The organism is Streptomyces sp. cg40 (assembly GCF_050320165.1).
In the GTDB taxonomy this organism is placed as follows: Bacteria; Actinomycetota; Actinomycetes; order Streptomycetales; family Streptomycetaceae; genus Streptomyces; species Streptomyces hokutonensis.
Genome location: NZ_CP190128.1, coordinates 1,802,729 through 1,826,329 on the forward strand (window position 1 = coordinate 1,802,729; position 23,601 = coordinate 1,826,329).

23 protein-coding genes and 1 pseudogene are annotated in these 23,601 nt (G+C 72.6%); 7 read left to right on the forward strand and 17 right to left on the reverse strand.

Features of this window, described 5'->3' with window-relative positions; all coding sequences use genetic code 11:
- Positions 1 to 39 precede the first annotated feature (39 nt).
- The 3 genes from ACQHII_RS08040 to ACQHII_RS08050 all read left to right on the forward strand — a co-directional run bounded on the left by ACQHII_RS08040 (position 40) and on the right by ACQHII_RS08050 (position 3,274).
- On the forward strand, positions 40 to 624 hold the full coding sequence (locus tag ACQHII_RS08040) for a TetR/AcrR family transcriptional regulator (protein WP_427918602.1): 585 nt from the start codon (positions 40 to 42) through the stop codon (positions 622 to 624).
- Entirely contained in the window at positions 621 to 1,979 is a 1,359-nt protein-coding gene (locus ACQHII_RS08045) for an MFS transporter (RefSeq protein WP_427918603.1), read from the forward strand. Before ACQHII_RS08040 ends, ACQHII_RS08045 begins: the two co-directional genes overlap by 4 nt.
- A gap of 65 nt (positions 1,980 to 2,044) precedes the next feature.
- Positions 2,045 to 3,274 carry a serine hydrolase domain-containing protein gene (locus ACQHII_RS08050; protein ID WP_427918604.1) on the forward strand — a complete coding sequence of 410 codons (1,230 nt, stop codon included), beginning with the start codon at positions 2,045 to 2,047 and terminating at the stop codon, positions 3,272 to 3,274.
- Between the two features lie 15 nt (positions 3,275 to 3,289).
- Here ACQHII_RS08050 and ACQHII_RS08055 read toward each other — a convergent pair whose 3' ends face one another.
- From ACQHII_RS08055 to ribA, 5 genes are read right to left on the reverse strand one after another with little or no spacing between them, the layout of a single operon-like run.
- Positions 3,290 to 4,444: a saccharopine dehydrogenase family protein gene (locus tag ACQHII_RS08055; RefSeq protein WP_427918605.1), complete on the reverse strand. Its 1,155-nt coding sequence runs from the start codon at positions 4,442 to 4,444 to the stop codon at positions 3,290 to 3,292.
- Positions 4,437 to 5,504 (reverse strand): saccharopine dehydrogenase, encoded by a 1,068-nt coding sequence (locus tag ACQHII_RS08060; RefSeq protein WP_427918606.1) that lies wholly within the window; start codon positions 5,502 to 5,504, stop codon positions 4,437 to 4,439. The genes ACQHII_RS08055 and ACQHII_RS08060 overlap by 8 nt, the downstream gene beginning before the upstream one ends.
- A complete protein-coding gene (locus ACQHII_RS08065) occupies positions 5,501 to 6,646 on the reverse strand; it encodes an NAD(P)/FAD-dependent oxidoreductase (protein WP_427918607.1) in 1,146 nt (381 codons plus the stop codon). The genes ACQHII_RS08060 and ACQHII_RS08065 overlap by 4 nt, the downstream gene beginning before the upstream one ends.
- Positions 6,643 to 6,780, reverse strand: coding sequence for a hypothetical protein (locus ACQHII_RS08070; RefSeq protein WP_427918608.1), 138 nt, complete (start codon positions 6,778 to 6,780; stop codon positions 6,643 to 6,645). Before ACQHII_RS08070 ends, ACQHII_RS08065 begins: the two co-directional genes overlap by 4 nt.
- Positions 6,781 to 6,813: 33 nt before the next feature.
- Positions 6,814 to 7,476 (reverse strand): GTP cyclohydrolase II, encoded by a 663-nt coding sequence (ribA, locus tag ACQHII_RS08075; RefSeq protein WP_019073012.1) that lies wholly within the window; start codon positions 7,474 to 7,476, stop codon positions 6,814 to 6,816.
- 38 nt (positions 7,477 to 7,514) lie between these two features.
- Between ribA and ACQHII_RS08080 the strand changes: the two genes are divergently transcribed.
- Entirely contained in the window at positions 7,515 to 8,270 is a 756-nt protein-coding gene (locus ACQHII_RS08080) for a creatininase family protein (RefSeq protein WP_026179207.1), read from the forward strand.
- A 152-nt stretch (positions 8,271 to 8,422) separates the two neighbouring features.
- On the opposite strand, the pseudogene ACQHII_RS08085 reads toward ACQHII_RS08080, so the two are convergent.
- From ACQHII_RS08085 to ACQHII_RS08105, 5 genes and pseudogenes are all read right to left on the reverse strand, one after another.
- A pseudogene (locus ACQHII_RS08085) lies at positions 8,423 to 9,499 on the reverse strand (lysylphosphatidylglycerol synthase transmembrane domain-containing protein); the annotation flags it as partial.
- Positions 9,496 to 10,452, reverse strand: coding sequence for a trans-aconitate methyltransferase (locus ACQHII_RS08090; protein ID WP_427925253.1), 957 nt, complete (start codon positions 10,450 to 10,452; stop codon positions 9,496 to 9,498). The pseudogene ACQHII_RS08085 and the gene ACQHII_RS08090, both read right to left, overlap by 4 nt.
- Before the next feature lie 116 nt (positions 10,453 to 10,568).
- Complete coding sequence (locus ACQHII_RS08095; protein WP_427918609.1) at positions 10,569 to 11,753, reverse strand: glycosyltransferase family 4 protein; 1,185 nt, start codon at positions 11,751 to 11,753, stop codon at positions 10,569 to 10,571.
- Positions 11,750 to 12,148, reverse strand: a complete 399-nt coding sequence (locus ACQHII_RS08100) for a 6-pyruvoyl trahydropterin synthase family protein (RefSeq protein ID WP_019073017.1) — start codon at positions 12,146 to 12,148, stop codon at positions 11,750 to 11,752. The genes ACQHII_RS08095 and ACQHII_RS08100 overlap by 4 nt, the downstream gene beginning before the upstream one ends.
- A 150-nt stretch (positions 12,149 to 12,298) precedes the next feature.
- Positions 12,299 to 13,279 carry a zinc-dependent alcohol dehydrogenase gene (locus ACQHII_RS08105; protein ID WP_427918610.1) on the reverse strand — a complete coding sequence of 327 codons (981 nt, stop codon included), beginning with the start codon at positions 13,277 to 13,279 and terminating at the stop codon, positions 12,299 to 12,301.
- A gap of 105 nt (positions 13,280 to 13,384) precedes the next feature.
- Here ACQHII_RS08105 and ACQHII_RS08110 point away from each other — a divergent pair, with 105 nt between their 5' ends.
- Positions 13,385 to 14,155, forward strand: a complete 771-nt coding sequence (locus tag ACQHII_RS08110; RefSeq protein WP_093630208.1) for a CDP-alcohol phosphatidyltransferase family protein — start codon at positions 13,385 to 13,387, stop codon at positions 14,153 to 14,155.
- Between the two features lie 93 nt (positions 14,156 to 14,248).
- Here the strand turns inward: ACQHII_RS08110 and ACQHII_RS08115 are convergent, their stop codons facing one another.
- From ACQHII_RS08115 to ACQHII_RS08140, 6 genes are all read right to left on the reverse strand, one after another.
- Complete coding sequence (locus ACQHII_RS08115; RefSeq protein WP_427918611.1) at positions 14,249 to 14,995, reverse strand: YcnI family protein; 747 nt, start codon at positions 14,993 to 14,995, stop codon at positions 14,249 to 14,251.
- Positions 14,996 to 15,034: 39 nt separating this feature from the next.
- Positions 15,035 to 15,637 carry a hypothetical protein gene (locus ACQHII_RS08120; RefSeq protein WP_427918612.1) on the reverse strand — a complete coding sequence of 201 codons (603 nt, stop codon included), beginning with the start codon at positions 15,635 to 15,637 and terminating at the stop codon, positions 15,035 to 15,037.
- Positions 15,638 to 15,809: 172 nt separating this feature from the next.
- Complete coding sequence (locus tag ACQHII_RS08125) at positions 15,810 to 17,039, reverse strand: MDR family MFS transporter (protein WP_427918613.1); 1,230 nt, start codon at positions 17,037 to 17,039, stop codon at positions 15,810 to 15,812.
- A complete protein-coding gene (locus tag ACQHII_RS08130; protein WP_427918614.1) occupies positions 17,036 to 19,114 on the reverse strand; it encodes an ABC transporter permease subunit in 2,079 nt (692 codons plus the stop codon). Before ACQHII_RS08130 ends, ACQHII_RS08125 begins: the two co-directional genes overlap by 4 nt.
- Positions 19,115 to 19,117: 3 nt before the next feature.
- Positions 19,118 to 20,644 (reverse strand): ABC transporter substrate-binding protein, encoded by a 1,527-nt coding sequence (locus ACQHII_RS08135; RefSeq protein ID WP_427918615.1) that lies wholly within the window; start codon positions 20,642 to 20,644, stop codon positions 19,118 to 19,120.
- Positions 20,641 to 21,177 carry a GNAT family N-acetyltransferase gene (locus ACQHII_RS08140; protein WP_427918616.1) on the reverse strand — a complete coding sequence of 179 codons (537 nt, stop codon included), beginning with the start codon at positions 21,175 to 21,177 and terminating at the stop codon, positions 20,641 to 20,643. Before ACQHII_RS08140 ends, ACQHII_RS08135 begins: the two co-directional genes overlap by 4 nt.
- A gap of 163 nt (positions 21,178 to 21,340) precedes the next feature.
- Between ACQHII_RS08140 and ACQHII_RS08145 the strand changes: the two genes are divergently transcribed.
- Positions 21,341 to 22,288, forward strand: coding sequence for an ATP-binding protein (locus ACQHII_RS08145; RefSeq protein ID WP_427918617.1), 948 nt, complete (start codon positions 21,341 to 21,343; stop codon positions 22,286 to 22,288).
- A gap of 65 nt (positions 22,289 to 22,353) precedes the next feature.
- Complete coding sequence (locus tag ACQHII_RS08150) at positions 22,354 to 22,746, forward strand: SCO5389 family protein (RefSeq protein ID WP_427918618.1); 393 nt, start codon at positions 22,354 to 22,356, stop codon at positions 22,744 to 22,746.
- On the opposite strand, the gene ACQHII_RS08155 is transcribed toward ACQHII_RS08150, so the two are convergent.
- Positions 22,733 to 23,575: an alpha/beta fold hydrolase gene (locus tag ACQHII_RS08155; protein ID WP_427918619.1), complete on the reverse strand. Its 843-nt coding sequence runs from the start codon at positions 23,573 to 23,575 to the stop codon at positions 22,733 to 22,735. The genes ACQHII_RS08150 and ACQHII_RS08155 overlap by 14 nt on opposite strands.
- Between the last annotated feature and the right edge of the window lie 26 nt (positions 23,576 to 23,601).

Sequence of the window (23,601 nt, forward strand, 5' to 3'; positions counted from 1 at the left end):
CAGTAGACACTGTCTACGGCCAACTGGTAGACAGTATCTATGAGTGACTCGGAGGCAGCGGGGCTGCGAGAGCGGCTCGTCGAGGTCGGCGTGGACCTGGTGGCGAGCGAGGGTGCGCAGGCGCTCACCCTGCGGGAGATCGCCCGGCGGGCGGGTGTCTCGCACGGAGCGCCGCGCCGGTACTTCCCCACCCACCTGGACCTGCTGTCAGCCATCGCGCGGCGCGGTTTCACCGACCTGGGCGAGCGGGCCGCAGCGGTCATCGCAGACAGTACGGCGAGCCCGCGCGCGCAGGTGACAGCGCTGAGCCGCACCTATCTGGAGTTCGCGCTCGACAACCCCGGCATGTACGAGTTGATGTTCCGTCACGATCTGCTGGAGAGCGGGCACTTGGGGCTGCGCGACACCAGCCTGCCGCTGTTCGGCGTGCTGGTGGAGCTGGTCGGACGGGCCCGTCCCGAACTGGACGCCCGTCGGGTCGCGGGCGCGTTGTGGGCGAACCTGCACGGCCTCGCCCAGCTCTGGCGCTGGGGCAGTCTCCAACTCGCCACCGGCGACGACGACTTCGTACCCCTGCTGCGGTCGGCCCTCGACGCGCACCTCGGCCCGGAGGCCGCCCTGTGACGGCGCATCCGCGGCTCGTGCTGGCGAGCAGTGTGGCGGGCGCCGCGATCGTCGCCCTGGACGGAACCGTGCTCACCGTCGTACAGCCCACGCTGCAAAGGGAGTTGGGGGCGTCCCTGGCGCAGGTCCAATGGACGAGTACCGCCTATCTGCTGGCCGTCGCGAGTCTGTTGGTGTCGGCCGGGCGGATCGGGGACCGGTACGGGCATCAGCGGGTGTTCGCGCTCGGCATGCTCGGTTTCGGGGTCGCCTCGGCCGGGGTCGGGCTGGCGCCCGGGGTCGGCTGGGTGATCGGACTCCGGGTCGTGCAGGGGGTGTTCGGGGCGCTGCTCCAGCCGGCCACGCTCGGGATGCTGCGGGCCACGTTCCCGCCCGACCGCCTTGGCATGCCGATCGCCGTACGGACGAGTGTGATCGGGGTGGCCGCGGCGGCCGGACCCCTGGTGGGCGGGGCGTTGGTGGGCGCGGTGGGCTGGCGGGCGGTGTTCTTCCTGCATGTCGTGCCCTCGCTGGTGTTCGGCGTGCTCGCCCTCACCGCCCAGGGGCCCGAGCGGCCGGAGTCGCGGAACGTAAGGTTCGATCTGCCGGGGGCTCTGCTGCTCGCGCTGTCCCTCGCCGCGCTCGTCCAGGCGCTGGCGGATCCGAGCGGTGCGGCCGTCGGGCTGGTGGTGTCCGCGCTCGCCGGCTTCGCCTTCGTACGCCATGAGCGTCGTTCGGAGCATCCGCTGCTGCCGCCGGACGTCGTCGGGTCGGCGGCGATCCGTGGGGCGCTCGGTCTGCTGCTCGCAGCGTCGGCCGCGTTCTCCGGAGCGCTGTTCGTCGTCACCTATGTCCTCCAGGACGCGATGGGGCTGGGACCGTTCCAAAGCGCCCTGCGGGGGCTGCCGTTGGCGGCGGCGATGGCCCTCGCGGCGCCCGTGTGCCCGGCGGTGCTGCGCCGGGCCGGGGCGCGCCGTACGGCGGGAGCGGCGGCGGTGGTCGTGGCGGTGGCCGTGCTCGTGCTGTCGCGGGCCTCGGGGACGGTCGCGGTGTGCGGGGGATTCGCCCTGCTGGGGGCCGGGTTCGGGACGGTGATGGTGGCGGCCACACAGGTGGTGGTGCGGGCGGCGGCCGTGGAGTCCGCCGGGGTGGCGGGCGGGCTCAAGCAGACCGCGGTGAACGTGGGGCCCACGCTCGGGGTCGCCGCCGGGAGCGCGCTGCTGGCCGCGAGCGGGTCCGCAACAGCCCTCTCCGTCCTCGCCGGGGTGGCCCTGACCGGTGTTCTCGCGTGTCTCGTACTGCCCGGCCGGACAGTCGCGTCGCTCACACATCACGGCGTTACAGGAGACCGCGCAGGTGTTCCTGCGGGACGATGAGTTCCGAGGTGTCCGGGGCCGGGTATGCGGGACCCCACCTCGTGAACGCAATTCGGAGGAGAGCCATGGCACAGCTGCGACAAGAAGTCGACCCGGACGAGGTCGGACTGGATCACAAGGCGCTGGACCGCCTGGACCAGCACTTCGCCCACTACGTCGACGTGGAGCGCCTGCCGGGCTTCCTGGTGTCCGTGGCCCGTCACGGGCGTGTCGCCCACCTCACCGCCCACGGGCACCGCGACGTGGCGGCCGGGCTGCCCGTCACGCCGGACACGTTGTACCGGATCTACTCCATGACCAAACCGGTCACCGCCGTCGCCGCGCTGCTCCTGGTGGAGGAGGGCAAGCTCTCGTTGGACGACCCGGTCGCCGACCACCTCCCGGCCTTCGCGGACATGCGGGTCTACGACAGCGGTTCCGGCGCCGATCTGAAGACCCGGCCGGTCGAACAGCCGATGCTGGTCCGGCATCTGATGACCCACACCTCGGGGCTGACCTTCGCCTTCTACCACTCGCACCCCGTCGACGCCCTCTACCGGGAGGCGGGCCTGGAGTCGTCCGTACCGGCCGGTGCCAACCTGGCCGAGACGATCGACGTGTACGCGAGCCTGCCGCTCCAGTTCGAGCCGGGCACGCAGTGGAACTACTCCGTCTCCTCGAACGTGCTGGGCCGGATCGTGGAGGTGGTGTCCGGGCAGCGGCTCGACGAGTTCTTCGCCGAGCGGATCTTCCGCCCGCTCGGCATGCCGGACGCCGGCTTCCAGGTCCCCGACGAGAAGGCCGACCGGCTGGCCGAGTTGTACGGCGACGCCGAGGGCGGCGGGATCGAGCCGATCCTCGGGCTGCCGCTGCGCGGCGGCCGGCCGCGGTTCCTGTCGGGCAGCGGCGGGATGGCGGCGAGTCCGTACGACGTGCACCGGTTCGCGGAGTTCCTGCGGCGCCGGGGCGAACTCGACGGCGTCCGGCTGCTGGCCCCCGAGACCGTCGACCTGATGGCCAGCAACCACCTTCCCGGCGGCGCCGACATGCGCGCCTTCGGCAGCCCCGCCCACCAGGAGCCGGGCAACGACGGCATCGGCTTCGGCCTCAGTGTCTCGGTGGTCGTCGACCCCGAGCGCACCCAGGCCCCGGCGGGGCTGGGCACGTTCGGGTGGAGCGGGGTCGCGACGACGACGTTCTGGGTGGACCCGAGCCGGGACCTGACCGTGCAGTTCATGACCCAGCTGCGGCCGAAGTCCTCACTGAAGATCATGCCCGAGCTGAAGCACCTGGTGCACGAGGCGGTCACGGGCTGAGCCGCGACCGCCCGCTCATCGATCCACCCGCAGGGTGAACTCCAGCCCCTCCCCCGCCAGTTCGCTGAGCCACTCCCGTGACCGGTCCGCCGTCTCGGCGGCCCGGTTCAGGCCGGACGGCAGGTCGTCGCCGAGGATGTGCCGGACGGCGAGGGACAGGGGGCGCGAGACACAGCGGGCCATCGCGCTCTCCTCCTCGTCGCCCACCAGGTCGAGGAGGCAACTCCCGGACCAGGTACGGCCCGTGTCGCCGCGCACGTCGAGCGACACGGCGAGGACGACCCGGTCGTGATCGGCCTCCGTGGTGGGGTAGGTGGCCGCCAACTCCCTTGCCAGCGCGGCGATCCGGGTGTCGTCACCCGCCTTCAGCTCCTCGAACACCGGCTCCCAGGCCCGCAGCCAGCCCTCCAGCCGCAGCGTGCCCCGTACGAAGGTGCGCGGCTGCCAGGCCGTGGGCAGCCCGTACTGCTCGATGAAGGGCACGCTGTCCCGGTTGGGATAGACCTCGAAGGTCTCGCCGTCGACGACATGCGGCCGGGTGACCTCCCAGGGGCGCTCGGCGACGGTCTCCGTCCCGTCCTCCAGATAGCGCGCCGGTGAGCGCAGCGCGCCCAGGACTCCGGCGGGCGCCCAACTGAAGCGGTACCGGAAGTCGTTGGGCACCGCGGGGACCCCGCCGCAGTACGAGGTGAGGCTGTAGGAGGCCGCCGTGTCCGCGCCGATCGCCTCCTGCGCGCGGGCGACGAGGCTGTGCGCGAAGAGGTGGTCGATGCCGGGGTCCAGTCCGGCCTCCGTGAGGACGACGATGCCTGCCTGTTCGGCCGCCAGCACCTGTTCGAGGACGGCGTCCGACACATAGCTGGAGCAGGCGAAGTGGGCCCGCCGCCGGACACAGGCGGCCAGCAGCGCGGCGTGTTCGGGTGCGGGCAGCATGGAGACGACGACGTCTCCGGGGACCAACTCGGCGGTGAGCACGGCGAGATCGAAGGCGCGCGGCTCCGCGCGTCCCGTCAGCCCCAGCTGGTCGAGGGCCTGCGCCGCCCGGTCCTCGGTACGGTGCCACAGCCTTACCTGCTCGGCCGCGTCGCACAGCAGGCCGAGCCCGCTGCCCGTGGACAGCCCGGCGCCGATCCAGTGCACGGTGCCGCTCGCGCGCACCACGTCAGACATGGCCCAACTCCCCTTCCGCCACGGCGATTCCGAGTTCCCGGGCCTTCGTGCGGAACAGGTCCAGGCAGCGCCCCCACGCCCCGCCGGTCCCGAAGTCCTGGAGCTGGGGCAGCAGGGCGGCCGAGAAGTCGGTGCTGGACTCCCTGGGCAGGAGGGACGGCAGGTTGTCGATGGCGATGAGGTCCAGCGGGGGCTTCACGTGCAACTGCCGTACCGGGGCGTCCCATTCGGTGGTGCGGTCGTAGACCGGCAGGACGTTCAGCGGCGAGCCGACGTCGCAGGTGACGTCGGAGACCGTGCGGAGGCGGCGGCTCGGGTCGTCGAGGTCCGGCTCGCGGAGGAAGGGCGGGACGGGGGTGGTCGCCAGGACGCAGTTGACCAGGACGTCGCGGGCCAACAGGGCCGGGCGGTCCAGGTTCCGGGTCTCCGCCAGGTCCCAACTCGTCGGCTCGATCCCGGCCGCGGCGAACGCGGCCCGCGCTCCCCGGCCGCTGCGGCCCAGCGCGCCGATCACCAGCGCGGTGAACTCCTCGTCCCCGGCCGCGGGTTGGAGCGTCTCGTCCAGCTCCTCCTTCGACGTGGGTGTGAGAGGTGCGACCAGCCTGCCCCGGTGCTGGAGGACGGCGAGGGCGGCGCCCAGGTAGCCGGCCCAGAAGCCGAACGCGGCGAGGCGGCGGCCGGTGTCGTCCACCAGGTATTCGAGGTCGAGCAGCGCGCCGCCCCCGGTGCCGAAGCGGCGCAGCAGGTCGATCGCGCCCGGCTGGCCCTTGTAGGCGTGCCCGAAGAAGATATGACGGTGCGTCAACTCGACGGGATCGTCAGGGAGTTCCTTCAGGCCGAGGATCACCGCGTCCTTCGGCGCCGACACCCAGGAGCCCGCGGGTACCACTTTCGCGCCGACCGCCTCGTACTCCTGGATCGGGAAGATCCGCTGCGGGGACTCCTCGACCGTGAGGGTCACGCCCCTCTCGACGAGCCGGCGGGCGTCGGCGGGGACGACCGGGGTGCGGCGCTCGGTCGTGCGGGACTCGTGGCGCAGCCACAGATGCAGCTCGGTCATACCAGGTTGTCCTCCGGGCGCGGGGCGTCGGCCGCGAACCGGCCGGCGCTCAGGGGGCTGACGTCCACGAAGGGTACGCGGCCGAGGTACAGGTCGCGGATCACCTCGCCGACCGCCGGCGCCTGGAGGAAACCGTGGCCGGAGAAACCCGTCGCGTAGAGGAAGCGGGAGACCGAAGTCGCTTCGCCGATCAGGGCGTTGTGGTCCGGCGTGTTCTCGTAGAGGCCCGCCCAGCCGCCGGTGCGGCGCAGGTCGAGGAGGCCGGGGGCGCGCCGGCGCATGGCCTCGGTGAGGCGTGGGATCCAGCGGTCGTGGGTGTCGGTGGCGAAGCCGGGACGCTCGTCGGGGTCGGACATGCCGACGAGGAGGCCGGGGCCCTCGGTGTGGAAGTAGAGGCTCGTCGTGAAGTCGATCGTCATGGGGAGCACGGCCGGCAGCCCGGGGACGGGTTCCGTGACGGCGATCTGGCGGCGCAGCGGCCGCACGGGGAGGTCGACGCCGGCCATCGCGCCGACGGCCTTCGACCAGGCGCCGGCCGCGCAGATCACCGTGTCGGTGTCGATGCGGCCGAGGGTCGTGAGCACGGCGGTGACGTGGTCGCCGTAGGTCTCGATGCCGGTGACGTCGGTGTGGCGCAGGATCGTCGCGCCGTGTGCGCGGGCGGCGGAGGCGTAGCCGTGGACGACGGCCTCGGGGGTGCAGTGGCCGTCGTCGGGCGAGTACGCGGCGGCGATGAGGCCCTCGGTGTCGATCAGCGGGGAGAGGCGGCGGGCCTCGGCCGGGTCGATCAGGCGGCTGGGCACGCCGAGGGAGTTCTGGAGCCGGACGCCCGCCTCGAAGGAGGCGACGTCCTCGGGCCTCGACAGGAGGAACAGGTAGCCGACGCGATGTAACCCGATGTCGTGGCCGGTGTCCTCCTCGAAGCGGTCGAAGGCCTCCAGGCTGCGGGCGCCGAGCTGCACGTTGAGCACGTCGGAGAACTGGGCCCGTACCCCGCCGGCCGCCTTGGAGGTGGACCCGGCGGCGAGTTCGTCCCGTTCGACCAGGACCACGTCTCTGACGCCCGCCCGGGCCAGGTGGTAGGCGATGCTGGTTCCGATGACCCCGCCACCGACGACGACAACCTCGGCCTGACGTTTCACGGGCGCTCCTTCTGGGGCGCGCCGGTGACGGCCCGGGCCGCGGCAGGGTCCTGGATGCCGGGTCCGGCGCTGTTGTGGGGGACGTGCGGTTCAGCGACCCGGTCGCCGGAGAGGAAGAGGACGTCTTCGGTCATTCCCTCTTCCTGTCCGGATGCCGCTCACCGGAATCAGGACCAGTGCGCCACCGCGTCCAGATGGGGCAGGCGGTGGTCCAGGCGCTCGCGCTTGGTGCGCAGGTAGGTGATGTTGTTCTCGCAGGGCTCGATCAACAGCGGCACTTCTTCGGTGACTTTGATGCCGTGTTCCAGCAACGACTCTCGTTTGCGCGGGTTGTTGGAGAGCAGGCGGACGCTCGCCACACCCAGGTCGTGCAGGATCTCGGCGGCGACGCCGTAGTCGCGGGCGTCTACCGGCAGGCCGAGGGCGAGGTTCGCCTCGACGGTGTCGAGGCCCTCCGCCTGGAGCGCCATCGCGCGCAGCTTGGCGAGCAGTCCTATGCCGCGGCCCTCGTGACCCCTCAAGTAGACGACTATGCCCCGGCCTTCGGCGACCACGGCCCGCATCGCCGCGTCCAGCTGGTCGCCGCACTCGCAGTGCTGCGAGCCGAAGGCGTCGCCCGTCAGGCACTCCGAGTGGAGCCTGGTGAGTACGTCGTCCGTGCCGATGTCGCCGTAGACCAGGGCCACTTGCTCGTCACCGCGGTCGTGGTCCAGGTAACCGATCGCCTGGAATTTGCCGTACACGGTGGGCAACGGAGCATTCACGACGCGTTCCGCGCCCCTGGGCTGCGCGGACTTCTGCTTGCCGAGTACGCCAATGTTTTCTGTCATGATCTGGTTCCTAAGCAGAGACGAAAGGCCGTGAAACAATGAATGGTTCGGGCTCACGGACGGCGGCATACGGACTGGTGCCGGCGGACACCACGGAGGACGTACGGGCTAGGGGGGCAGGTGTCTCGGCACAGGTCGCGGTCCTTCCGGTCGGCAGTTTCGAGCAGCACGGCCCGTATCTTCCCCTGGCGACCGACACCCTCGTCGCCTGTGCCGTGGCCCGGGAGATCGCCGCGGCGTACCCGGTGCACCTGCTGCCGCCGGTGACGATCGCCTGCTCGCAGGAGCACGCGGCCTGGCCGGGGACCGTCAGCATCTCTTCCGTGACCCTTCATGCGGTGGTGCGGGACATCGCGGACTCGCTCCGCCGCTCGGGGGTGAAGGCCCTGGTGGTGGTCAACGGGCACGGCGGAAACTACGTACTGGGCAACGTCGTTCAGGAGTCCTCCGCCCGCGGTGAGCGGATGGCGCTGTTCCCGGCCGCCGAGGACTGGGAGGCGGCGCGGGAGCGGGCCGGGGTACTGACCTCGCTGCTCACCGATATGCACGCGGGGGAAATCGAGACCTCCATTCTTCTGCACGCTCATCCCGAATTGATCCGTCCCGGTTATGAGACCTCCGATTTCGTCGCCGACGACCGCCGTCATCTTCTGACGCTCGGTATGGCCGGCTATACCGAGTCGGGCGTCATCGGGCGCCCGTCGCTCGGCTCGGCGGAAAAGGGGAAGGCCTTGCTGGCGAGCCTCGCCGATTCCTTCGGCGCGTATTTCTCGGTGCTGACCGCGGACTCCTGAGCGGCTGCCGGGTCCGGTACGGCGGTGCCGGGCCCGGCGGTGCGCAGGCCGGTGTACCAGCGGGCGACCAGCACGAACAGGCCGGGCACGGCGGCGGCGAAGCTGAGGACGCCGTAGATGACGGCGACGGACAGTCCGCTGCTGGCGCCGAGGCCCGCGGCGCCGAACGCCCAGGCGGTGACGCCCTCGCGGGGGCCCCAGCCGCCGACGTTCAGCGGGAGGCCCATGGCGACCAGCGCGAGGACCGCGATGGGGAGCAGTTGGCCGACGGTGGCGGACGATCCGGCGGCGTGCGCGGCGACCACGAACATCGCGAGGTGGCCGGCCAGGATGACCAGCGAGGAGAGCGCGACGCCGGGCCAGTTGGCGCGGGAGAAGAGTCCGGCGCGCATCTCGTCGAGGGTGGTGCGCAGGGCGCGGCTCCGGCGGGTGGCGGTGGGCGGGCGGTTCATCCGTACGGCGGCCACGACGGCGAGCGTTCCGACGGCGCCGAGCAGGACGAGCGGGGCGATGCTGCGGGCGTCGGCCATCACCGGGGAGTCCAGGCCCAGCAGGACCCCGACCCCGACGACGGCCAGGGCGATCTGGCCGGCGACGCGTTCGAGGACGACGGCGCGGACGGCGCGGCCCATGTCGCCGGCGCTCTGTCCGTGCCGTACCGCGCGGTGCACGTCGCCGAGGATGCCGCCGGGCAGGGCGGCGTTGAGGAACAGGGCGCGGTAGTAGTCGGCGACGGCCGGACCGAGCGGCAGCTTGATGCGCAGTCCGCGCGCCACCAGCGCCCAGCGCCAGGCGCTGAACACCGTGGTGACGACCCCGATCGCGAGACCGATGAGCAGCGTCGGTGCGTCGATGCGGCGCAGGCCGTCCAGGAAGACGCCGGTGCCCAGGCGCCACAGCAGGACACCGAGGATGGCGAGACCGGCGACCGAGCCGAAGTGGGTGCGTACCGCACGGGAGTTGACCCGGGTCAGGATCGCGCGCAGGACGCGGCGGGCGCTCCGGGCGCGGTCGGTGCCGGGGCGGGGTGCGGCGACGATCACTCCGATACGGTCGCCGGAGACGGCCGCGCTGTGCAGCGGCGGGGTGTGCGCGGGCCGCCTGCGCACCTCCTCGACTGTGGCCGGGGCACGCAGTTCGAGGGCGACCGGCGCTGTCCGCTCGACGCGCACCCGGCGCCTGGTGGTGCCCGGTCGCGGTGCGACCGTCCTCATCGTCTCGACGCTCATGACGCTCCCCCTGTGGGCCGGGCCAGCGCCAGCAGGTCGCTGTGGTGGACCAGCACGGTCAACTCCCCCGCCGCGCAGGCCGCGAGACGGTCGCGCAGATAGCGGTCGGCGCGTTCCTTCAGTTCCGGTCGTTCCTCGACGGCCGCGCCCACCCAGCCGCGCAGCCACTCGGCGGTCAGCGCCAGGTCGTCGGCGCCCAGGCGCCAGGCGCTCGGGTGGACGCGGACCGTGGCGCCGTGCGCGGCGAAGGCCTCGCAGGTCACGGTGACGGCGTCCGGGCCGAGGAGTCCGTCGCGCCGCTGGTGGGCGTTGAACGCGTCGGCGATCTCGGCGTCCATCGGGTCGGCCGGGGTGAGTTCGACCCGTCCGGCGACGGAGAGGGTCAGCAGCGCGGGGCAGCCGGCGCCGACGCACGCGGTGACGAGCGCGTCGACCTCCTCGCGGGTGAGGACGTCCAGGAGCGCGGAGGCCGTCACCAGCGAGGCGCCGACCAGCGCGTCCGGGGTCAGCCGGGCCACGTCGCCGCGCCGGGTCTCGACCGTGACGCGGCTGCCGTCGGCGGCGGCGCGCGGGGAGGCGACGGCGGCGAAGTGCAGGAGGTAGGGGTCGCGGTCGTGCAGGATCCAGTGCTGGGCGCCGTCCAGGCGCGGGGCGAGCCAGCGTCCCATCGAGCCGGTGCCGCAGCCCAGGTCGTGGATGACGACCCCGGACTTTCCCGGCAGGTTGGCGAGCCGGATGCGCAGCGGGTCGAGGAGTTCGGGGGCCCGCGCGACGGCGTCGGCGCCCTCGCGCAGCTCCAGCCACTCGGGCGCGTAGCGCGGCGGGTCGTCGGGGCCGACGTCCCGCAGCCGTACGGTGGCCCGCTCGCCGGGGCGGGTCGCGGGTCCGGCGCCGGGGATCACACCGCCGTGCCCGGCCTGCTCGTCGGCATCCGCCGAAGCCGTTCCCGCCATCACGTCCTCCACTGCGGTCTGCGCCGGGGGCACGAGCATCCCCAGCGGTACGCCCCGGGGTCCCGGCTGCGCCGGGATGCGCTGTCCCGTCGCCGGTGAGGTGGTCGCCGTCTTCCTCATGCCGCCCTCCGGGATTCGCTGGGGAGCCGGGTGAGCACACCGGCGAGGCTGCGGGCCGTGGTGGCCCACCCGTCCAGGGCCGCGCGCCGGCCGCGCGCCGCCGCCTTCAACCGTCGGCGTACGTCCGCCTCGCCGAACCAGCCGCGCAGTTCGACGGCGAGGGCGGCCGGGTCCTCCGGCGGGACGAGGATGCCGGGCACCCCGCCGTCGGGGGCGCGGCCGACCGCCTCGGGCAGTCCGCCGACGTCCGTGGCCAGCACGGGGATGCCGCGCGCGAGGGCCTCGGTGACGGCCATGCCGTAGGTCTCGGCGTACGACATCAGCACCATGAGGTCGGCGCTCGCGTAGCTGGCGTCGAGCTGGGCGCCCGCCTGCGGGCCAGCGAGGTGCAGCCGGTCCTGGAGGCCGTACTGCCTGATGAGGCCGCGCAGATGGTCGACGTACTCGGGGTCGCTGCCGAGGCCGCCGACGCAGGTGCAGGTCCACGGCAGGTCGGCCGCGGCGGCGAGCGCCTCGATCAGCCGGTGCTGGCCCTTGCGCGGGGTGACAGCGGCGACGCACAGGAGCCGGGAGACGCCGTCGGTGCCGGAGGCGAGGGGGGCGATGTCGGCGCCGGGGGTGGCGACATGGACGCGGTCGGGGGCCAGGCCGTGGTGGGAGACAAGGCGGCGGACCGCCCAGTCGCTGGTGCCGATGACCGCCGACACCGCCCGCAGGACCGTGCGTTCCTTGGCGTCCAGCTCGGCTGCGACGGCGGCTTCGAGGCCGGTCTCGTCGCCGAGCGGGAGGTGGACGAGGACGGCGAGGCCGAGGCGGTCGGCCTCGGGGACGACGATCTCGGGGACTCCGCAGGCCACGAGCCCGTCGAGGAGTACGGCGGCGCCGTCCGGCAACTCGCGCAGCACCCGGGCGAGTTCCGCGCGGGCGGCGGCACCGGGCCGGGGCCACTCGCCGTCGACGGCGTGCTTGTGGACCTGCCAGCCGAAGCCGGGGAGGTCCAGGCTGACCCGCCGGTCGTAGGCGTTGCCGCCGCTCGGCGCGGCAAGGTCGTCGACGCCGCCCGGCATCACGAAGTGCACGGCGCGCAGGGACATGGGGATGATCTCGGCATTCCGGGAGGCCGCGCGCTGTGCGGGCAGGAATCCCAGCGAGGGGGCGCGGTCGATGGTCACGTCGCTCACAGGGCACGCTCGTAACTCGCCCAGGCGACGTGCGACTCGTGCAGGGTGACCTGGAGTGCGGCCAGGCCGCGGGCGCCCTCGCCCAGCGCGCCCTTCTCGATCCGCTCGGCGAGCCGGTCGGCGATGACCTTCGCCAGGAACTCGGTGGAGGTGTTGACGCCCGCGAAATCGGGCTCGTTGTCCAGGTTTCTGTAGTTCAACTCGCTGACGACGGCGCCCAGTTCCTGGGTGGCCAGTCCGATGTCGACAACGATGTTGTCGTCGTCCAGCTCTGCGCGCCGGAAGGTGGCGTCCACCAGGAACGTGGCTCCGTGCAAACGCTGCGCGGGGCCGAACACTTCGCCGTGGAAGCTGTGGGCGATCATGATGTGATCGCGGACGGTGATGCTGAACAACGGACGACCCTCCAGGTGCGGCGCGTCTGGTCCCCCGGCTGATCCCTGCCGGGGGATGCCGTGTAGTACGGCTGCACGCCTCCCCCTGTTCAGCCCTCTCTCACTCTTTTCTCAGGTCAGACGCGCTTGTCGTAACGGATTGAACGATTCTCAACCGATGTCGGTGTATCGCACCCGGTGACACAGGGCCGGAATCTCTCCGGAGGCGAGTCTCGGCAGCAGGTCCGGCAGCTCCTCGAAGTCGCTCTCCCCGGTGACCAACGCGTCGAGCGCCGGGTCGGCGAGGAGATCGAGGGCGAGGGCGAGACGGTCGGCGTAGCTGCGGTCGGCCCGGTTCGGGGAGACGGTACCGACCTGGCTGCTGCGGATGACCAGCCGGCGGGAGTGGAACGCCTCGCCGAGCGGGAGGCTCACCTTCCGGTCGCCGTACCAGCTGAGTTCGAGGACGGTGCCCTCGGGCGTGAGGAGTTCCAGCGCGCGGGCCAGGCCCTGTTCGGTGGCGCTGGCGTGCACGACGAGGTCGCACTCGCCGAGCGCGTCCGCCGGGAGCGCGAAGCCGACCCCCAACGCCTCGGCGGTCTTGGCGCGCGCCGGGTCGGCGTCCACCAACTGCACGCGTACGCCCGGGAAACGGGCCAGCAGCGCGGCCACCGAACACCCGACCATGCCGCCGCCGACCACCGCGATCCGGTCGCCGATCAGCGGCCTCGCGTCCCACAGGGCGTTGACTGCGGTCTCCACCGTCCCTGCGAGCACGGCCCGCCTGGCGGGCACCGAGTCCGGCACGGGTGTGACGGCGCTCGCGGGGACGACGTAGCGCGTCTGGTGCGGGTAGAGGCAGAAGACGGTACGACCGAGCAGCGCGGCCGGGCCCTCCTCGACGACCCCGACGTTGAGGTAGCCGTACTTCACCGGACCTGGGAAGTCGCCCTCTTGGAACGGTCCACGCATGGTCGCGTGCTGGCTCTCGGGGACGCCCCCGCGGAAGACCAGGGTCTCGGTGCCGCGGCTCACGCCCGACCACAGGGAACGGACCACCACCTCGTCCTCGGCGGGGTCCGGCAGAACGACGTCGCGTATCTCGCCGTGACCCGGTGCACCGATCCAAAACGCCCTGGCGGTGCGTTTCATCGGAATCCTCCTGAACGATCGGGAAGCTGTTCACGTACGGGTAACCACAGGCCGCGCACAGTACGCGGCGTTGATCGACTCTGTCATCTGGCCGGAGGGTGTGCGGTGGCCCTGAACAACACATACGAAGCAAGGCTGGTCCAGCAGGAGACCGCTGTGGGAGCGGGCGTTCAGATCCTGTTGCTGGCGTTGCTCGGTACGGCGATCGGGATGGGCCCGGCGGGCTGGCTGACCGGACTGGCGTTCGCGATCGCCACCTGGGCGGTGCTCTCCCAGGCCCTGCACAAGTCCCGGACGCGGACCTTCGGCCCGGCCAACCGGGTCACGCTCGGCCGCGCCATCCTGGTCGGCGGGGTGACCGCGCTGGTCGCGGACTCCTTCGAGAGCTCGCCCCCGGTCACCCTGCTGGTCGGGCTCACCGCGGTGGCCCTGATCCTGGACGGCGTCGACGGCAAGGTCGCCCGCCGCACGGGAACGTCCACCGCGCTGGGCGCGCGCTTCGACATGGAGGTCGACGCGTTCCTGATCCTCGTCCTCAGCGTGTACGTCTCGACGCAGCTCGGTCCGTGGGTCCTGCTGATCGGCGCCATGCGCTACGGCTTCGTGGCCGCCGCCCGCGTCTGGCTGTGGCTGAACGCCCCGCTGCCGCCGAGCACCGCCCGCAAGACGGTGGCCGCCACCCAGGGCATCCTCCTGCTGCTGGCGGGCTCGGACCTGCTCCCGCACACAGCCAACCTCGCCGTGGTGGCGCTCGCGCTCGGCACGCTGGTGTGGTCCTTCGGCCGCGACATCCTGTGGCTGTGGCGCACCTCCCGCACGGCCCTCGTCGAGGAGGCCCCGGCCGAGGAGAAGGTCCTAGAACTGGTCTCCCAGTAGCACCGGTCGTACCGAAAGGGCCCGGACCACCAGACGGTGGATCCGGGCCCTTCGGTTTGCCGTACTACCCGTACGACCTGAGCGCTACGGCGGCTACGACCGTGGCGCGCGGCTGCGGACGACCGCGAAGGCGCCGGCCGCGAGGCCGAGGACGCCCACGATCAGGCCGGCGATGCCGAGCCCGCGGGCGGTCGAGTCGCTGCTCGAACCGCTCGACGAGGAGGCGGACGTCGTCTTCGTGGCGGTGGCCGCCGTGGAGGTCGAGGCGGCCGGGGTGTCGTCGCCGTCCTCGCTCTCCTTGGCGGTGAGCTTGAGGACGGGCGCCGGGTTCTCCGGTTCGTCGTCGCCCGCGGCGGCTTCCTCGATCCAGCGCACGACATTGCCGTCCGAGTAGGTCTGGAGCGTCTTGAACGTCAACTGGTCGGTGTCGTCGGGCAGTTGACCGAAGGCGACGTTGAAGTCCTCGAACTGTCCGGCGCCGATCTTCCCGCCGGTCCAGGTGATCTCGGAGACGGCGTCGGTGATGGTGCCGTCGTCGGTCTTGACCGGCGTCTTGAGCTTGCTGGTGGTGACCTTCGCGGTCCAGCCGTTCTGCGGGGTGACCAGCACGCCGAGGACGGGGTGGTCGGTGGGCAGGTACACCTGGACCTTGGTGGTGCTGGCCTTGTCCTCCTCGTTGGGGACCCGGAAGGTGATGACACCGTCCGTGGCTCCCTTGGCGTAGCTCTCGGGGTGGACGGTCACATGCGCGGAGGCGACGCCCGCGGCGGCCAGGACTCCGGCGGTGGCGAGCGCGGCGACGGTGCCTGCGCGGCGCAGGGTGGTGCGGTATGCGGACATGGTGAGGCGATCTCCGTACGGGAAAAGGAAGTTGGCTGCTCAGACCGGGTACGGGATCGGGGCCGGTGGCCCTCTGCGGCTGACCGCGTGCCGCAGGAGGAGCTGACGGAAGGGAGCCGCGTCGGCGCCGGTGCGGCCGGGGCCCACCGTACGGGCGGGCAGGGGTGCGGGAGCGTTCCGCCACCAGGCGACCAGTCCGGGTACGAAGGCGACGGCCCAGCGCAGCAGCGACCACAGCGCGGCCTCCCCGCGCCGCAGCCACCAGGCCGCGACGAGAGCGGCGACCACATGCGCGGCCACGGCGTGCGGGGTCATCGCCTGTGTCTGCCGCATGGACGCCATGCCGTGCCCCGACATGTGCGCCATCCCGGCCATCGCCATCCCGGCCCGGGGCCGCGCGAGGTCGAAGCCGAAGTGCAGCCCCGCCTGAGTGGCGAGCATGGCGGCGCCGATGCCGGGCATGGACCGTTCCCGCCCGCCGAGCAGGAACCCCATGCCGAACACGGCGAGGAACCCGACGCCGTCCGCCCACGGCGGGGGCGTCGCGCCGGTGGCGAGCCCGTGCCCGGCGGCAGCCAGCAACACACACACCGCGGCGAACACCGCGGCGCGCAGGCTCCGTACCGCCGGGGATGCGCTCATGGTGACGGATCCTCCCACGGGCAGCTGCCGCCGTTGCCGTCGATGGCTGTTTAGGGGGCAGCTCATATCTGGTTCATGGCTTGGTACGGCGGTGACGCGTGGGGCGTTCAGTGCGGGTGGGCGGACTCGTGCGCGGATGCGTCGATTTACCGGGATACGGCGGCCGGGGCGCTTACCGGGACACGGCCGCCGGGGCTCCCGCGCGCGGCAGCAGCGTGATCGCCGCCATCGGTACGGCGGCCAGCACCAGCCACGGAACGGCCGCGGGCAACCCCGTGTCGAGGAGCGTGCCGGTGGCCGCGCTGCCGAGGAGGACGATCAGCCCGGAGACGGAGGACAGGGCCCCGGTGTAGAGACCGAGGCGGCCGGGTTCGGCGAGGTCCGGGACCCAGGCGCGGGCGACGGGCGCGATGAGCATCTGGCCGAGGGTGAGCAGCACGACGAGGACGGTGGCGGGCAACAGCCCTTTCGTGCCGTCGAGTTGGGCGGGCCGGGCCACCGCGACGGCCGCGAATCCTACGGCGATCAGCAACAGCCCGGCCGCCATGGACCGGCGCGGATCGAGCCGCTCCCCCGCCCACCGCGTGACCGGCAGCTGCGCGGTCACCACGAGCAGCGAGGACAGCGCGAACAGCCAGGCCAGCGGCGCCTGCGAGCCCGCCGCGCGCTCGACCTCCTCGGGGAGGGCCAGATAGAGCTGGTTGTAGGCGAGGAGATAGGCACCGTAGGCACAACACAGCGCCAGGAAGGGCCGGTTGCGTACGAGGGCCCGCGCACCGCCCTTCTCCGTGACGCGCGTCCGCCCGGGAATGTGCTGCGGCAGCAGCCAGGCGTGCCCCGCGAGCACGAGCACGAAGATCCCGGCCCCGGCGAGACACGCCACCCGGAAGTCCACCGAGAGCAGCAACGCACCGAGCAACGGCCCGGCGAACGCCCCGACTTGACCCGCGACGGTGAACAGCGCGAGCACGCGCGCCCGTTGACCACCGCCCGCCTTCTCCCACTCGACGGCTTGTCGCGCGACCTCCGACTCGACGGCGGGTGAGAACAGTGCGGCGGCGAACCCGATGAGCAGTACGGCCCCGAAGACCGCCAAGGTCCGTTCGGCATACGCAAGCCAGCTGAACCCGGCGATCCGCAGCACGCACCCGGCGAGCACCACGGGCCGCACCCCGTACCGGTCGGCCAGCGCCCCGCCCACCACGAACAGCCCCTGCTGACTGAAGGTCCGCAGCCCCAGCACCAGCCCCACGAGCCAGCCCGCCATGCCGATCACGTCCGCCAAGTGCTCGGCGAGAAACGGCAGCACGGCGAAGAAGCCGACGTTGAAGGCGAGTTGAGTGAGGATCAGCAGCCGGAGCAGCGGCGGAAGCGGAGTCCGTACGACGGCCGCCGTACTCACCGGGCCGTCAACTCCCCTTGCCCTACGGCTCGTAGGCTGCCCGCCGCCGTCACCGCGAGGGCTCCGAGGAGGGCGAGTGCGGCCGCGGGGGCGAGGACGGCCCAGGGGGCGCGTTCGGCGTAGGGCTGGTTCTCGGCGAGGAGCAAACCCCATTCCGGGGAGGGCGGTTGGGCACCGAGGCCGAGGAAGCCGAGCGAGGCGAGGGCGAGGGCGACACCGGGCAGACGGAGCAGGGCGTGCCTGATGACGGGCGGCAGGACCGCCGGCAGCAGCGAACGGCGCAGGAGATACCAACGGCCCGCGCCCAGGCCCCGGGTGGCGCTCACATGCAGGGCGGCGCGCTCCTGCCGCAGCAGTGCGGAGGTGTGCGCGGCGAGGGGAGTCCAGGCCAGGAGGGCGACGGCGAGGGCGGGCGTACCGCTCCCGCCACCGGCCACGGCGGTGACCAACAGGGCGGCGAGGACGGGCGGTACGGCGTTCACCGTGTCGACGAGCGGCCCGGACAGCCGGGGCAGCAGTCCGAGCAGCACGCCGGTGAGGAGCGCGACGGCACTGATCCCGAGGGCGAGCAGGAGCGTGTCGACGGCACCGTGGGCGATCCGCGCGAGGAGATCGCGGCCGAGCGCGTCGGTGCCGAACGGGTGCGCCCAGGTGGGGTGTTGGAGGCGCAGTCCGGTGTTCAGGACGAGGGGGTCGCGGGGCAGCCCGAGCGCGAGAACGCCGAGGAGGAGGGCGCCGTACACAAGTGGCGGAATCCGTCGGGGTGTTGGGGCGGGCCCGTGCAGGGAGGGTAGGGCCCCGGCTCGCAATGCCGGTCCGGAGAGGAGGCGGGTGGCAAGTCGGCAGAGTCCGGCGGCGAGGGCGGCGAGCAGGAGGAGGGCGAGGGTGCCGGCCTGGAGGACGGGCAGGTCCTGGGCCAAGGCGGCCTGGAGGGTGGTGCGCCCGAGGCCGGGGATGTCGAAGACCTGCTCGACGGCGACGGCCCCGCCGGTCAGCCCGACGACGAACAGTCCCAGGTTCGGCAGCAGTCCGGGCAGACACCGCCGCACGGCCTGCCGAGCGATCCGTCGCCCGGGCAGCCCACGCGCGACGGCGGCCCGCACCCACGGCTCGGCAAAGGCACCAGGCAGCAGATCGTCGAGCAGCCGCCCGAGCACGGCTCCGGCGGGCAGCCCGAGGGCGAGGGCGGGCAGCACGGTCCAACGCGGCCCGTACCACCCGAGCGCGGGCAGCCACCCGAGCTGCACCCCGACGACGGTGGCGAGCACGGACGCGGTGAGGAACTCGGGGAGGGCGGCCAGGGCGGCGGAGGCGGTGCCGGTGGGGTGACCTGCGGGACGACCGACGCGCCGCCGCACGGGACGCCCCGGCGGAGCGCTGAGAACGGCGCCACCGCCGCCACCATTGCCGCCGCCCTCGTCGGAGCGCCCCGCGGGCCGGCCACTGCGCTGCCCCGCGAGAACCCCGGTGAGCACAGGGAGCACAGGGAGCACAGGACGAACCACACCATCGGCACCGCCGGGCCGCTCTGCGACACGAGCTGCGCGTCCCCGCCCGAGAAGCCGCAGCAGGGCAGCACGTGGCGTGGCACCGCCGCCACCGAGTCGCCGCCCGAGAAACCCCGGCAGCGCAGTGCGCCCCGCCCCACCGCTGCCGCTGCCGCTGCCGCTGGACCGTTCCATCGCAATACCGCCGCGCCGCAGCGTGCCCGCGCACACCGCCCCTGCGGTCACCACGGCCACCGCGAGTGCCGCGCCCATCAACAGCAGGGACGCGCCCAGGGCTTGGAGTACTCCGGGCATGACCTCGGTGCCGGAGATCCACGATCGGCCGGCGTCGCCGCGCGGGAGGCCGCCGAGCCACTGGGCGAGCAGGCGCAACGGGCCGTTGTCGAGGCCGAGTTGCGCACGGATCGCGGTGAGGACCTCGGGGTCGGGGTCGCGGTCCGCCGAGCGTGCCTTGAGTACGGTGAGCGCCGGGTCGGTGTGCGAGAGCCAGGGCAACAGGCCCACGGCGCAGACGAGTCCGGCCGCGAGAAGGGCGCGCCACAGGAGCGCAGTCGTGCGGTGCGGCATGGTTCAGCGCCGGGTTCCGGTGCCGATGAGGGTGCGCTCGTACGGGTCGAGGAGGACACCCTCGACGGAGCTGCCGACTCCGGTGACGACCCGCTGATGGACCAGCGGCACGACCGCGTCGGTACCGAGGATCTCGGCCTCGGCCGCCATCGCGGCACGCCGGCGCGCGGAGGTGTCGGCGGCAGCCTCGGCCTTCACCACGGCCCGGTCGACGCTCCTGTCGCACAGCAGGGCCAGGTTGTAGCCGCCGTCGCAGGTGTAGTCACTGGCCAGCACGGCGACCGGATCCCCGGTGTCGACAAGGGTGTTGCGGGCCGCGACAACCGCGTCGAACTTCCCGGCCAGCGCGTCGCTCTCGATCCGCGAGTACTCGCGCACCTCCAACTCGACCCGGAATCCGGCCCTTTCCAGCTGCTGCTTCAACACCTGGGCGGCTTCCGGCAGTTCAGGCCGGTTGTCGTACGTGGCGAGGGTGATCGAGGTTCCGTCGGGCACCGCTGCCTTCGCCCGCCCGACGGGTCGATCGCGTTGGCCGGCGGCCCAGGTGACGGCGGGGCCGTAGATGCCCGTGCCCGCGTCGGCGTGACCTTCGTAGACGCCCTTGGCCAGCGCGCCGGTGTCGACGGCCCCGCGCGCGGCGGCCCGGAGCTTCGGATCCTTGAACGGGCCCGTACCGGTGTTGAGTTGGAGGCTCGTCGTGCGCGTGGTGGCGGTCTCGCGGCGCGTGTCCGTCTTGAGGGTCGCGGCCTGAGCGACGGGTATCGCCTCGGCTATGTCCACCTGCCCGGTGCGCAGCGCGTTGGTGCGGGCGGTGCCGTCCGCGATGAACCGCGCGTCGATGCCGGAGGCGTGCGCGAGGCGGCCCCAGTAGTCGTCGTAGCGGTCGAGGGTGGCGGCCGTGGAGCCGGTGACCTTGGTCAGCTCGAAGGGGCCCGTGGCGGTGCCGACCGGGTCGACCCGGCCCTTCGCGTTCACGTACGCCTTCGGGGAGAGGACGGCGAGGGCGGGACCGGCCAGCCTCAACGGCAGTACCGGATCCGGGGAGTTGGTGGTGACGCGCACGCGGTCGCCACCCGCGGGCTCGGCGGTGAGGGTGACGCCGGAGAGGGCGGCGGGGGCGGGCTTCACCTCGGTGGCGTGGGTGAGGGCGGCGGCCACGCGGGCCGGGGTGACGTCGGTGCCGTCCTGGAAGGTGGCCTCGCGCAGCGTGAATAGCCAGCTGCGGTCGCTCTCCCGCTGCCAGGACCGGGCCAGCGCGGGGGCGGCGGAGCCGTTGGCATCCAGGGACGTCAGGCCCTCCGTGACGCCGAGCCGGCTGAGGATGGTGGCGTCGGCGCCGTACGGGGAGAGGTTCTCGGCGGGCGGGAACGCGAGGGCGACGCGCAGCCGGGAACCGGACTTCCCGGCCGTCTCCCCGCCCTCCTCACCGGCGGACGCGAAACAGCCGGTGAGCAGCGGGGCGAGGGCGAGCCCAAGGAGCAGTGGGGCAGGGCGGGTTCGTCGGAATCGTCGCAGTCGCATCGCGGTCATCGCTCCATCGCCAGTTCGAAGTGCACGATCCCCTGCCCGCCGGCCGGGTCGTCGCGCTCGTCGTGCACGACCTTGCCGAGCGACCGCCAGAAGGCCTCGGCGCCGGGCACGGCGGGATCGGTGTGCAGGTATACGGCGCGGTAGCCGCCGTCGGCCTCGGCGAACGCGAGGAGTTCGGCGACGAGGTGCCGGGCGAGGCCGCGGCGGCGGTGCGCGGGGCGGACGTAGACGCGGCGCAGTTGCGCGGTCTCGCCGGAGGGGTAGCGCTCGGCGAGTTCGCGCGGGTTCGGCGGGTGGACCGGTCCACGGGAGTCGAGCGCGGCGGTGGCGACGACCGTGCCGTCGCCCGGGTCTAGCGCCACGAGGAGGGTATGGCGGGCCGGGGCGAGATAGGCGGCGTCCGGGTCGATGATGTCGGCGTGCCAGCGGGGTACGTAGCCGGTGGCGAAGTCGCGGTAGACGGTGTCGAGCATCACGGCACGCGCACCGTCGATATCGTCCGGGCCCGCCGCCCTGATGCAGTAATCAAGCACTTACATATCATATGCATTAAGACTCCGGTTCTTGATCGCGCCCGGCGATCACCCACGGCGGCCAACCCTGATGGCCGCTTCCGATTTGACAGCCCTGCAGCCGACCCCTAAAACCTAGCCACATGACATTCATTTTCAAAACTGCGAAAGCGGCGGACCGGTAGTGCGCGTCGCGTTCGTAGGCAAGGGCGGCAGCGGAAAGACCACGCTGTCGGCCCTCTTCGCCCGCCACTTGGAACGCTCCGGCGCCCCCGTGCTCGCCATCGACGGCGACATCAACCAGCACCTGGCCGAGGCCCTGTCCCCCGGCACCGAACCGGTTACCGCCCCGCCCCTGGCCGAGCACCTGACCGAACTCAAGGACTTCCTGCGCGGCACCAACCCGCGCATCGCCTCCCCCGAGGCCATGATCAAGACCACGCCGCCCGGACGCGGCTCACACCTGCTGCGACTGCTTGGCGACGACGAGGTGCACGCCCGGCACGTGGTCCAGGCGGGTGACGTGCCGCTGATGGCGACGGGCGAGTTCGCGGAGAGCGACCTCGGGGTGGCCTGCTATCACTCCAAACTCGGCGCGGTGGAGCTGTACTTGAACCACCTCGTCGACACCACCGGCGAGTACGTGGTGGTCGACATGACGGCGGGCGCCGACGCCTTCGCCTCCGGCCTGTTCACCCGCTTCGACCTCACCTTCCTGGTGGCCGAACCCACCCGCAAGGGCGTCTCCGTCTACCGCCAGTACCGGGACCACGCACGGGAGTTCGGGATCCGGCTCGCCGTGATCGGCAACAAGGTGACCGGCGAGGACGACCTGCTCTTCCTCAAACAGGAGGTGGGCGACGACCTGTTGACCCACCTGGTCCACTCCCCCGCCGTCCGCGCCGCCGAACAGGGCCGGTCGGAAGGCGAGTTGGAGCCGCACAACGCACACGCGCTGCGTCTGCTGCGCGAGGCCGTGGACTCCTGCTCCCGGGACTGGCCGACTCTGCACCGCCACGCCGTCGAGTTCCACCTGCGCAACGCCCGGGCCTGGGCGGACCGGGCGACGGGCCTGGACCTGGCCGCCCAGGTGGACCCGGGCTACGTACCGGGTCCGCCGGCACTGACCTGACGACCGCCGCACCCCGCCCTTCCCCTCCCCACCACTCCCAACTACCCGACAGGACACCCCTTTTCATGTCTCTCGACGTCTCCCCGAAGCTCCTCGCCGAAGCCGAGCACGGTGACATCCGCGAGGCGGACTTCGTGGACACGGTCCGCACGTCCCTGCCCTACGCCTACGACCTCGTCGCCGGCCTCGCCGCCGAACTCCACGACGGCACGGCCGACTTCACCGACAACCAGACCCCGCCGCCGTCCGAGAAGGAACGCGGCCAACTGCTGCGGGCGCTGGCCAGCGACGCGATCCGGGGCAGCCTGGAGCGCCACTTCGGGGTGGCCCTGGCCTTCCAGAACTGCCACCGGGTGGCGGCGTTCCGGCCGACGGCGCGGGACGGCGAGACGTATGCGAAGTTCACTTCACTGCGGTCCCAAGTGCTGAACCAGTCCCCGGAGTTCAGGGACTGCTGACCGGCAGCACCAGCGCGGTGAACCGCTCGGCGTCGTCCAGCCACGGCATGTGTCCGGCGCCGGGCTGGACCACGAACTCGGCGTTCGGGAACAGTTCCGCGTACCGGGCCAGCACCTGCGGCGGAGCGGAGATGTCGAACTCCCCGGCGAGAACACGCACCGGGGAGGTGAAGCCGGCCAGTGCCGCGCGGGTGTCGGCCGGACTGAAGACGCCTTCGGCGGCGTAGAGGGCCGCGGCCTCCGCGTTCTTCTCCTTCGCGTCGGCCTCCTCGAATGCCCGTGCCGCCTCGTCCCAACGGGCGTGGGCGAAGGGCGAGATGGCCTCCCAGGAGTCGGGCGTGGCCCGCCCGGCGGTGATCTCCTCCAGGGCGGCGAACGCGGGTCCGAACCACGGTTCGGACCCGCGCAGCCGCGCGACCCGCAGCCGGTCCTCGGCCGAGATCCGCAGGCCGACCGCGTAGACGCTGGGGGCGACCAGCGTCAGCCGGGCCACCCGGTCCGGGTGTCGGGCCGTGTACAGCGCGGCCAGGTTCGCGCCGGCCGAGTGCGCGAGCAGGTCGATCCGGTCCAGGCCGAGGTGTTCGCGCAGCGCCTCGACATCGTCCACGAGCCGGTCGCAGCGGTACGACGCCGGGTCCCGCGGCACCTCCGACGCGCCCGTGCCCCGGAGGTCCAGCCGGATCAGCCGCCGGTGCGCGGTCAGGCCGCCGAGGGTGCCGAGGTAGGCCGAGTCCCGCATCGGTCCACCGGGCAGGCAGACCACGGGCGGCCCGTCGCCGGAGGCGTGCGCGGCGAGGCGGGTTCCGTCGGGTGCGCTGAAGGTCGGCATGGGCGTGAGCGTGTCAGGGGGCGGGA